This is a genomic window from Anaerolineales bacterium, assembly GCA_016928575.1.
Lineage (GTDB): Bacteria > Chloroflexota > Anaerolineae > Anaerolineales > RBG-16-64-43 > JAFGKK01.
This window is the reverse complement of sequence record JAFGKK010000014.1, coordinates 17,478-27,525: the sequence shown is the minus strand read 5'-3', so window position 1 is coordinate 27,525 and position 10,048 is coordinate 17,478. Positions and strand designations below refer to the sequence as shown.

General features: G+C 63.3%; 9 protein-coding genes and 3 tRNA genes. 4 read left to right on the top strand and 8 right to left on the bottom strand.

Annotation, left to right across the window (positions count from 1 at the left end; genetic code table 11):
* The 4 genes from JW929_02185 (at position 1) to JW929_02170 (ending at position 1,687) form a co-directional block, all read left to right on the top strand.
* Positions 1-71: transfer RNA gene (locus tag JW929_02185), tRNA-Phe, on the top strand.
* Positions 72-92: 21 nt separating this feature from the next.
* Positions 93-164 (top strand) — tRNA-Gly (locus JW929_02180).
* 36 nt (positions 165-200) lie between these two features.
* Positions 201-271: transfer RNA gene (locus JW929_02175), tRNA-Cys, on the top strand.
* A 486-nt stretch (positions 272-757) separates the two neighbouring features.
* Positions 758-1,687 (top strand): magnesium transporter CorA family protein, encoded by a 930-nt coding sequence (locus JW929_02170; protein ID MBN1438191.1) that lies wholly within the window; start codon positions 758-760, stop codon positions 1,685-1,687.
* Positions 1,688-1,743: 56 nt separating this feature from the next.
* On the opposite strand, the gene JW929_02165 is transcribed toward JW929_02170, so the two are convergent.
* From JW929_02165 to JW929_02130, 8 genes are all read right to left on the bottom strand, one after another.
* On the bottom strand, positions 1,744-2,985 hold the full coding sequence (locus JW929_02165; protein MBN1438190.1) for a magnesium transporter: 1,242 nt from the start codon (positions 2,983-2,985) through the stop codon (positions 1,744-1,746).
* A 684-nt stretch (positions 2,986-3,669) separates the two neighbouring features.
* The gene (locus JW929_02160; GenBank protein ID MBN1438189.1) at positions 3,670-5,367 is read right to left on the bottom strand and encodes an AMP-binding protein; all 1,698 of its coding nucleotides are present in this window, start codon (positions 5,365-5,367) and stop codon (positions 3,670-3,672) included.
* A complete protein-coding gene (locus JW929_02155; GenBank protein MBN1438188.1) occupies positions 5,364-5,618 on the bottom strand; it encodes an acyl carrier protein in 255 nt (84 codons plus the stop codon). Before JW929_02155 ends, JW929_02160 begins: the two co-directional genes overlap by 4 nt.
* A 15-nt stretch (positions 5,619-5,633) precedes the next feature.
* Positions 5,634-6,593: a hypothetical protein gene (locus JW929_02150; GenBank protein MBN1438187.1), complete on the bottom strand. Its 960-nt coding sequence runs from the start codon at positions 6,591-6,593 to the stop codon at positions 5,634-5,636.
* On the bottom strand, positions 6,583-7,689 hold the full coding sequence (locus tag JW929_02145) for a hypothetical protein (protein MBN1438186.1): 1,107 nt from the start codon (positions 7,687-7,689) through the stop codon (positions 6,583-6,585). Before JW929_02145 ends, JW929_02150 begins: the two co-directional genes overlap by 11 nt.
* Positions 7,690-7,707: 18 nt before the next feature.
* Positions 7,708-9,126 (bottom strand): MBOAT family protein, encoded by a 1,419-nt coding sequence (locus JW929_02140; protein MBN1438185.1) that lies wholly within the window; start codon positions 9,124-9,126, stop codon positions 7,708-7,710.
* A 152-nt stretch (positions 9,127-9,278) separates the two neighbouring features.
* Entirely contained in the window at positions 9,279-9,647 is a 369-nt protein-coding gene (locus JW929_02135; GenBank protein ID MBN1438184.1) for a hypothetical protein, read from the bottom strand.
* Between the two features lie 103 nt (positions 9,648-9,750).
* Positions 9,751-9,993 (bottom strand): hypothetical protein, encoded by a 243-nt coding sequence (locus tag JW929_02130; protein MBN1438183.1) that lies wholly within the window; start codon positions 9,991-9,993, stop codon positions 9,751-9,753.
* Positions 9,994-10,048 lie beyond the last annotated feature (55 nt).

Sequence of the window (10,048 nt, the reverse complement as noted above, 5' to 3'; positions counted from 1 at the left end):
CGAGATAGCTCAGTTGGTAGAGCACGCGACTGAAAATCGCGGTGTCCCCAGTTCGATCCTGGGTCTCGGCACCTCCGCGGAAGCGGAAACTGGCGGGCGTGGTTCAGTGGTAGAACGTCTCCTTGCCAAGGAGAAGATCGGGGGTCCGAATCCCCTCGCCCGCTCTGGAATGCGCCCCGGAAACGGGGCGCATTCATACCGGCGACGTCGCCAAGTGGCAAGGCAGGGGTCTGCAAAACCCTCACCGTGGGTTCAATTCCCACCGTCGCCTCAAAGGGAAGAGCGGCATCTGTGCCGCTCTTCTTCTTTATGTATCTCCTCAACCTCTCGTCCCGCCTCTCTCCTCACTCTCATCCCCCCAACCCCTTCCCCCTCTCCTGACTTATGTCAGGAGAAGGGGAAGGGGCCAGGGAATAGGGGCGAGGATGGAAAAGTGCAGGATTTCTTCTCAATGTGTAATAAGCATAGCAGACACCTTCAATTTTTTATTATCAATCAGGGGATCCGCGAAACCCTGTGGGTTCCCTGTCCCGAACACGCCTTTCGTGAGGGGAATTCCCACCATTCTCTCCATCCGCCGGGGCGAACCCCAGGGAGGCCGCCCCGCTTTCGGGAACGGAATAGACGCCATCCATTCTTCCGCATCTCGGCTTTTCGGGGTTCGCGTGCCCGGCACTTGGGAGTAAAATCGCTTTGGCGCTGAAAAATGGGGGATGACGGCGGATTCCTCATCCAGAAGAAACCGGGGGCACGCGCGATGCTGCTCATCTTCCGCAATGACGAACAGGGATTGAAAACGCTTTCCGAGCCGGTCAACGGATGCTGGCTCCATGCCGTCGATCCGACCCCGGCGGAAATCGCCCAGTTAGGGGGGCTGGGCTTCCCCGCCGACAACGTCGCCTACGCGCTGGATCCTGACGAACGCCCGCGGGCCGAGCGCGAGGGCGACGACTGGCTGGTGCTGATGCGCATCCCCTACTTCCGGGGCGAGGTGGAGGACGTGCCCTACGCCACCGTTCCGCTCGGGGTGCTGTTCAACGCCAACCACATCCTCACGGTGTGCCGGATGAACACCGACGTCCTCCAGGAGTTCACCGCCGGGCGGGTGCGCGATCTCTCCACCGCCAAGCACAACCGCTTTGTCCTGCGGTTGCTGCTCAACGCGTCCGTCCGCTATCTGGCCTACCTGCGCGAGATCAGCCGAGTCGTCGAAGCCCTCGAAGACCGGCTGCAGCTCTCGATCCGCAACCAGGAAGTGATGGAACTGCTCCGCTACCAAAAGAGCCTGACCTACTTCACCACCGCGCTGAAGGCCAACGAGCTGATGATGGAACGCCTGCAGAAGGGTCAGCTGTTCGAAAAATACCCGGACGACGCCGAACTGCTCGACGACGCCCTGACCGAGACGATGCAGGCGATCGAGATGACCAGCATCGAGAGCAACATCCTGAGCGGGATGATGGACGCCTTCGCCTCGATCATCTCCAACAACCTCAACCAGGTGATGAAACTGCTGACCTCGATCACCATCGTGCTCAGCTTCCCGGCGCTGGTGGCGGCCTTGTACGGGATGAACGTCGCCCTCCCGCTGGGGGCGCACCCTTCGGCGTTTCCGATCATCCTGGGGATATCGTTGCTGCTGTCTTTGACGGTGGTGTTGATCCTTAAGAAATTAGATTGGTTCTAGCGGCGGAGGCGCGTCGGCGCTGCGCCCCGCCGGCTCTCGGAAGGCGGCATCTGCGCCTAGCGGTGCAAGCGCGGCATGCGCTTTTTCCAGGCGGTGGGGATGATCTTGTCCAGCGCGTCGTCGGCCGTGATGATCCCCTGCAATCGGTTCTCCTCGTCCACCACCGGAACGGCCAGCAGGTTGTATTTGGAGATCGCGTGCGCCGCGTCGTCCTGGCTGTCCTCCGGCCGGACGGTGAACACGCGGGCGTGCATGAATTCCGTCACCGCGGTGCCGGGATCCGCCAGGACGAGGTCCCTCAGGGAGAACACGCCCCTCAAGCGGCCGGATTCATCGGTGACGTAGATATAGAACAGGTTTTGGATCTTCGGCCCCTCGCGGCGCAGGACCGCCATCGCCTCCGCGGCGGTCAGCGCGGGCGGAACCGCGAGGAATTCCGTGTTCATCAGCCCGCCGGCGGAATCCAACGGGTAGGCCAGCAGTTTGCGGACGTCCTCGGCCTCTTCGTGCTCCATCAGCTCCAACAGATCTTCGGAGCGGCCCCGCGGCAATTCAGCCAGCAGGTCGGCCGCCTCGTCGGGCGCCATTTCCTCCAGCACGTCGGCCACTTTTTCGTCCGGCATGTGCTCGATCAAATCCGCCTGCACTTCCGGATCGGTTTCCTCGAGCACGTCGGCCAATTTCTCCACGACCATCTGGTCCAGCAGCCCTCGGCCGCTTTCCTCGCGGTTCAGGTCCCGGACGATGTCGGCCAAATCCGCCGGATGCAGATCGCTGAGCTTGTCTCCGGAAACCTTCAGCCGCATCGGATTGGAGCCGGGAAGCATTTCCACGTTTTCCCACGAAATCGCCCCGGCGGCCGGATCGTCCGTCCGCCGCCGCAGAAGGTTGCGAAGCCATCCTCCCCTTCCCTCGCCGCAGACGGTCACGTTGGCCACGTAGATGTCGTTGTCGACCCGCGTCAACTCCAGATCCTTCACCCGCACCGCGCGCACGCCGTTGATGTCGATGATCCGCTTGTCAAGCACGTCGCGCGCCAGAAACAGGTCATCCTTGGCGGGCCGGTACACCGGCAGATCCTTCACCCGGTGCTTCAACGGGATGGCGGGCGCAATCAGGACCGTCGCCGCCGAAACCGGAATCATCATCGGATTCCCGTTGGAGCGCACGGCCATCGCCACGATCCGCGGATGGGCGATGCGGTTTTGGGTTGTGGCAATCAGGTCGGAAAGGGTTCCGATCTGCCGGCCGCTTACGTCGGCGACCGGCCGGCCGATGAGTTCGCGGACATACGCCATGCCAGATTCTCCTGCAGTCGAGATTAAACAAAACCCCCGCGTCGTTGGAAACGCGGGGGACAGGCCAATCGGCAAGCGGCCCGGCCTTCGTCTCAACAGACGTCAGGTACGGTCTTCACGCGGGGTTGGGTTGGGTGGTCCGGGTCCAAAGAAAGGTTAGTGTCCATGGTGCCGACGTATCGAATGACGGCGGATCTACGCTCCTGTGTGAAAGATTCATTCTGTTGCGACTATACTCCCGCGGATTGAGGCTGTCAAGGAAAAGGGACAAGAAATCCCGCCCGGCGGGCCGGTCGCGGCAAATGGGGGATTAATTGCGATGGATTTTCGCAACTGCTCCGGCAGCGTATTTCGACTGAATAATCTCAGCCTAACATCACTGGTGTTATTGGTTTTGTCCGTAACCCCGGGGTGGCTCCCTCGCGCCGGCCCTCGCGCCTGCCCTCGCGCCTGCCCTCGCGAAGCGGGGGAAGCGGGGGAAGCGAGGTAAGCGGGGAAAATGCGCGAAGCGAGTGAAGCGAGGGAAGCGGGGGAAGCGGGGGAAGCGGGGTTTGAAGCCAGAGCCCGGTATTTATTGAAGATTTTCTGGATGCCGGCTAATTTCACCCCCGGCAAAGAACACGCCGAGGGCGGGCGCCGGCATGACGATCGCCGTCTGAGCAGAAACGGTTTTTCTCCCCTTTCTTAGTGTGAGGTTTCCCGCTCGGCCAAAAATTTTTCCCGGTTCGCCGAGCGCGCGATTTTTCCGGAGCTGGTTTTGAGCAGCCACCCGCGGTCCGCCACTTTCACCTGCCGCAGGGCGATGTCCGATCCGCGGGTCACCATCCGACGGATTTCCTCCGCCAACCGTTCCACACCTTCATCCCCTCGCGGGGAATCATCTTCCGGGGCGTCTCGCTCGGCCACGATCACCACTTCTTCCGTCCCCATTTCCTCGCTATAGACCCCGAAGGCGACAACCCGGCCGGGATGGACGCCCGGCACCTCGGAAGCCAGGGCTTCCAAATCCTGCGGATAAACGTTTTTTCCGCCGACGATGATCAGGTCCTTCTTTCGGCCGGTGATATAGACCTCGCCCTCGGCCAGATACCCCAGATCGCCGGTCAGGAACCAGCCTTGGCGGAAGGCCTTTTCGGTCAGGTCCGCCCGGCGGTAGTATTCCGTCAGCATGCAATCGCTGCGCAGCATCACCTCCCCCAAGCACCGCTCGGGCAGTTCGCTTTGCGCGTCGTCGACGATCTTAACCTCCGCGTTCGGCAAGGGCTTCCCGCAGGAGAGCATGTTTATGGAATCCTCCCCCGCGTTCGCCGGCCGCGCGATCCTTTCGCTCAGCAAGCCGCGTTGGCTGATCGAATCGACCGTCACCGGCCGATCGATCCCGCCTTGGGTGACGGCGAACACGTTTTCCGCCATCGCGTAGCTGGTGGCCAGCGCGCCCGCGGACAGCCCGTAACCGCGGAACCGCTCGAGGAACATGCGGTGGCTTTTGGAGTGCATCGGCTCGGAGCAATTGATCACCGCGCGCCAGGAGGAAAGATCCACCCCTTCCAGGTCCCGGTCACGGATTTTCTGGGCGCAGAAGTTGTACGCGAAGTTGGGCATCCAGGAAAGAGTCCCGCGGCGCCGTGAAACCGCCTGCAGGAGTTTGTACGGCGCGCGGACCCAGTCGAAGGGCGACATCAGCACCAGCGGGGTTCCGGTTAGGATCGGCATCAAAAAGCCGGCGATCAGACCCATGTCGTGGTACAGGGGCAGCCAGGAAACGACCGTGTCCCCGCCCTGCAGGCGGATCGCCTCCCCGTAGATTTCGAGCTGGCGGAACACGGCCCGGTGCGAGAGTGCGACCCCCTTCTGCAGGCCGGTGGTGCCGGAGGAATGCTGGAGCAGGACGATATCCTCGGCCTTGCGTTCCCGGCCGCGCAGAACGGAGAAGTCGGGTTCCGGCCGGGGCACGGCGTCCGCGGCGCGCAGGATGCGCCGCACGGAAGTGCCGGCGGTGGCCGCCCGCGCTTCTTCCAGGAATTCCGGATAGGTGACGACCGCGGCCGGGCAAGTGACCTCGAAGAGGGATTTCAGCGAACGGCGGTAGGAATCCGGCGAGAGTTTCTCGGTGAGGAAGGGCATGATGGCCGGCACGGCGCCGTGCAGCACCGCTCCGAAGAAGGCGGCGGCCAGCGCCTCGGAGTGCTGAAGGATCAGGACCGCCACTTCGCCCGGGCGGATGCCGGCCGCCTCGAACGCGGCCGCGTATCCCGCCGCGCCGCAGACCAGATCCCGGGTGGTCATGGGAACATCCGCCGCGCGCGGAAGAATCCATTCTACGGCCGTGCGCCCGGGATGCTTGGCATAAAGGGCTTCCAGCCGGGAGAAGAAGGTGGTCACGCGGGCTTCCGCCGATCGCGGACGACCGCCGCCAGCTCGGCCAAGCTGTCGAAGGTTTCGGCGTTCAGTTCGGTGTCGTCCAAATGCACGCCGAAGGAATCTTCGACGTACAGCGAGAGATCCACCAAGTGGAAGGAATCAATCATGCCGGAGGAGATCAGCTTTTCGTCCGGGGCGATCGTCCGCTGCGGCTGCTTCAACACCTGTTCGGCGATGTATTTGGAAAGGGCGGAAACAATCTCGTCGCTCATGGGCTCCTCGCATTCTCAGGCCGCCGGCTGCGTCAACGACCGCCGCGCCGCGTCCAGCACCTGCAGCGCGGTCAGGTTGCGCGCCATCCAGCCGCTCCATTTGGAGGCGGGCATGTCGAAATAAAAATTATGGTAATCGGCCGTTTGGGTCAGGTGAAAGCCGTCCTCGGTGAGTCCGCGCGAGCCCAAGGGTTGGACCGCGGCCCAAAAATTCCACAGCGGCACGTCGTACTCCCAGGCCAGCCGGGCGATCAGGGCGTTGATCCGATGGCCGCCCTCCAAGTTGTCGGCTTTGGTCGCCACGACCGGAACGATCCCCTGATCGAGCGTGTATTGGATCGCCTGGCGCAGGTAAATTTCGTACTTTGGCACGTCTCCGTCCCACGCCTCCTCGAAGCTGATGAGGGCGATGCTCGGGTTGTGAAGGCGCAACTCGCACGCCAGAGGGCTTTCTCCCGCCCGGCAGAACTCCCGGTCGGCCATCAGCGGATTCATCACTGCCGCTACGTTGAGGCCGCCCCTGACCGACAAGCTTTTTCTGCCGAACGAACCCGCGAACCAGTCGATCGTCGCCTGCAGGTCCGCGTACGGGCCGAGGCGGTATTTCGCCGGATCTTCGAAATCGGCCAGGAAATAGGTGGTGATGTTTTGGCAGTCGCCGATCTTGGAAAAGGCTCGCGGATCGCGGCCCAAGGCTTGCCCTTGACTGAAGATGTCCGCCGCCCGGCCGGTGAACGCCGGGACCGGCGGATACGTTTTCCATTCGTCGGGAGCGGGCGACGGGCGCGGCGTCGCGCTTAAGGCGGGGGTTTCCGCCGGCGTCCGGGCGGCGGTCGGAACCGCGGAGGAGCCTTCCGCGGTCTGCGCTTCCGAAAGCCCCGCCGCCGACGGCGGCGGAGCTTCTCCGCAGGCCGATAGAGCCGCCGCGAGACAGCCGGCCGCGGCGGTCATCCTCCAGCAACTTTTACCGCCCATATATCTCCCGGATCAACTCCGCCTCCAGCCGCCCGGCCAGCATCGCTTCCCCTTCCGGCGTGCGGTGGATGGCGCTGTTGGAAAATTCTTGCGGCGGGACAAGGTCCCACCAATCGTAGAACGCCGCGCCGTTTTGGCGGCACCATTCGGCAAGCATCGCGCGGTACCGGTCGTACGCCCAGCGCGGGTAGAAAAAATTATACCGGATGCCGCTGTTCAACCCGTCGCTGACGTAGATCGGTTCGTTGACGATCAACAGCGGAATGCTTCCCGCCATCGCCCGTCCGGCGGCCAGCACGTCAAACGCCAGGTCGGCCTCCCGCAACTCCGGAGGGAGCAGGCCGTGGAAACTCTCGTCGGCTTCCAGGTCCCTCAGCGGACGGTCGAAGTCCGCCGGGATCGACTGATCCACGCCGGTCGCCGCCCACAGGAAGCCGTACATCTGCAGGCGGACCAGATCCGCGAGGTCCCGCCGCCCGCCGACCAAGGTCCGATCCCACCACGCCGGATCGACCAGGCGCGGATCCTCCGGATCCGATGCCAGTCCGTATGCCGCGATCAGCCGTCGGACCTCGCCGGCGTTGTTCTGCAGGATCGGCGATTCGAGCTGTCTTGCCTGCGGCATGGATTCCAGCGTCACCAGCCAGACAATCAGGTCGACTTGGCGCCGCAGGGCGCGGTCCAGCATCAACAAGTCTTTCGTCAAGGTCATCGTCGGATACCCGAGGTTGTAGATTCGGATACCAGCGGCGCCGCGGCGGTTGATTTGCGCGGCGAGCGTTTCCTCGGGCTCGAGCAGGAATCCCCAGGTCGCCGAATCCCCGATCAGCACGACTCGGAATTCGCCCTCGGCGCGGGGCGCGTCGATCTCGTGCGAAGCGAACATCGCCTCGAGGTTGTAGAGGCTGAGGCTGTAGTCCGCCGCCGGGTCGTCGCCGTAGGGCAGGCGCACGCGCCCAGGGACGATCCGGTTGTAGACGGAGATCCGCCCGAACAGCGGCAAGAGGTCGACCGCGGCCAAGAGCGCGTTCGCAGCGGCGAACAGAATCAGCCCCTTGATCACCACGTTGCGGATGAACCGTCCGCGCTCAGCCATCGGCGTCCGCTCCCTTTCTCATCCGGATGCTCCGAACAGGCGCAGGAAGACCCGCGCCGAATTTGCGACGCTCGGCAGGGCGAACCAAACCCAGCCCAGGACGACGAAATGGAAGGTGGCCAGGGTGCCGACGGCGGTGTAGGTTTTTTTCGCCAGCGGCCGGCTTTCCAGATTCGCCACCCGGGCTTTGCTCCATTCGCTCCACCGGTTGTGCACGAACAAACCGAATCCGTGCCAGCAACCCCACAGCAGGAAATTCCAGGAGACTCCGTGCCACAACCCGATCAGCGCCATCGTCGCCAGCTGGCCGGCCAAGATGATCAGGCCCATCGGAACGCGGCGGGAGCCGGTGCGCAGGGCGCGGGTCAGCGGATTGAAGAAGTAGGAGCGGAACCATTGCGCCAGCGTCATGTGCCAGGAATTCCAAAACGCCGTCAGGTTCGGCTGGAGGTAAGGGCGGTTGAAATTTTCCGGCAGGGTCACGCCTGCCCAGCGCCCCAGCCCGACGGCGATGTCGGTGTATCCGGCGAAATCGAAATAAATCCGCAGAGCGTAGGCGTAGAGGAAGAACCAGGTCCACGGCCCGGCGGCGATCTGATCGGCGTTGGCGGCGCTCAGCGCGAGGACCGCCAGGCCGTCGGCCAGGACAAACTTTTTAAAGATTCCCGCCGCGATCCGTTCGGCGCCCGGCGGGAACAATTCCGCGATCGGAGCCGGGGCGGCGCGCAAATCCTTGAGGAAGCGCTCGATTCTGTCGATCGGTCCGGCGGCAACGGCCGGCGGAAAAACGATGTAGGCCAGGAACTCGCGCAGGTCGCATTCCGGGAGCCGCCCCGTCATCCGGTCGCGCAGAGTGTGGATCAGGCGGAAGGCGATGTAGGAAAATCCCAGCCAGCGGATATCGAGCGGGGAAGCGAACTCCGCGGATTGGCCGGCCGCGCGGCGCAGGAAGCCCGCCGCCGCCTGCGCCAGCGAATCCGTTTTAAGGATGATGAACAACGCCAGGATCGCGGCCACCGCCGCCGCAAGGATCCACCGGCGGGCCGGGATCATCCATGCCGACGCGAAGAGTGCGCCGGCGGCGAGCAGGGCGATCAGGACCCATTCGGTCTGCGGAGGACGCGACGGCGTCAGGAAGGGATCCGCCGCCACGTAGCGGGTCAAGGCCACAGCCAGGATTGCGGCGGCAACCACCGCCGCGGCGGCCGCATTCTCGCGCCGGCCCCCGCCCTTCCCGGCCGTCAGCGCCCACACGCAGGCCGCCAGCCCGACCGACCCCGTCGGCAGCCAGAAATCCAAGTTGCGGACGGGCAGCGCCGGCTGCATCCAGTACACCGCCAGGATTCCGGCGGCGCAGAGGATCCATTTCCGCGCCCGGGGAATTGCCCCCGCCGCCAAGGAGACCGCCGCGAAGACCAGGATGTGGGTTAAGGTCATAACCGTGAAGGCGGGTTCAAGCTAGAACCCCTGATAGATCCATTGCGGGGATTGGTCCGTCGTCAACAGCAGGAACAAAATCAGCGCCAGGCAGAAGGCCACGGCGCACAGGTTTTCCCGCGAGAACAAGGTCCGGAGGATCCGGTTCGGCGTCATTGATACCCGCACATCCGCCACTCGCCGCCCTCGCGGATCACCCGGTACGTCTGTCCGGCCAGGTCGATCTCCTGCAGTTCGCCGTTGTAATCCAGGATGGCCTTGCCGCTGCATTCGACCAGCCGGTACTCGCCGTCGGTCCCCGCCTCGCGGCAGGAAACGTTTTCCAGGGTGGCCGGGTACATCGCGAAGGTGTCGGCGTCGATGCGGGCGCCTTCCTCCCAAGCCGCGCAGGAAAGCGCCACCGCCTTGGTCGCGTCCTTATCCACCAGGGCTTGGAAATAATCCTCCACGGCCTTGGCCGGATTCGACGATCCGGCGCAGGCTGCGAGGATCAGCAGAACGAGGGCATGCCGTTTTTTCATGTCGTCTCCAAAATTTTTCCAATTGTAACATTCGGAGAAAAAAGTCCTCCCCCGTTTGGCCCTCCAGGCCAAACGGGGGAGGACATAGGAGGGGGCTATTGCGTTACGTTGAAAGTTGGAACGAATACACGCCGTTCCAAATGCCGGTATCTACGACTTTTGGAGAATCCAGTGCAACGGCCGAGGCTTCCATGTTCGGATCAAGGCAAAAAAGAACCATTTCCCGTTCCCGTCCGGGAATGAAGGATCCTTTCTTTCCATGTTTATTGGGCTGGATAGTATCCGCATCAACCCGGAAGCCAATCTGGATCGCGCGACCCTCTCGGCACTTCGACGAATTGGACAAGACAATCTTCCTGAATATTCATGATTAGCACGACATGCAGACCGGGATATGCGGC

What these genes read in the sequence shown, in the direction of transcription:
- JW929_02145 (MBN1438186.1), bottom strand. Translation starts at nt 7,689, where the DNA reads ATGGCTGAGCGCGGACGGTTCATCCGCAACGTGGTGATCAAGGGGCTG.
- JW929_02140 (MBN1438185.1), bottom strand. Translation starts at nt 9,126, where the DNA reads ATGACCTTAACCCACATCCTGGTCTTCGCGGCGGTCTCCTTGGCGGCG.
- JW929_02150 (MBN1438187.1), bottom strand. Translation starts at nt 6,593, where the DNA reads ATGGGCGGTAAAAGTTGCTGGAGGATGACCGCCGCGGCCGGCTGTCTC.
- JW929_02170 (MBN1438191.1), top strand. Translation starts at nt 758, where the DNA reads ATGCTGCTCATCTTCCGCAATGACGAACAGGGATTGAAAACGCTTTCC.
- JW929_02165 (MBN1438190.1), bottom strand. Translation starts at nt 2,985, where the DNA reads ATGGCGTATGTCCGCGAACTCATCGGCCGGCCGGTCGCCGACGTAAGC.
- JW929_02135 (MBN1438184.1), bottom strand. Translation starts at nt 9,647, where the DNA reads ATGAAAAAACGGCATGCCCTCGTTCTGCTGATCCTCGCAGCCTGCGCC.
- JW929_02155 (MBN1438188.1), bottom strand. Translation starts at nt 5,618, where the DNA reads ATGAGCGACGAGATTGTTTCCGCCCTTTCCAAATACATCGCCGAACAG.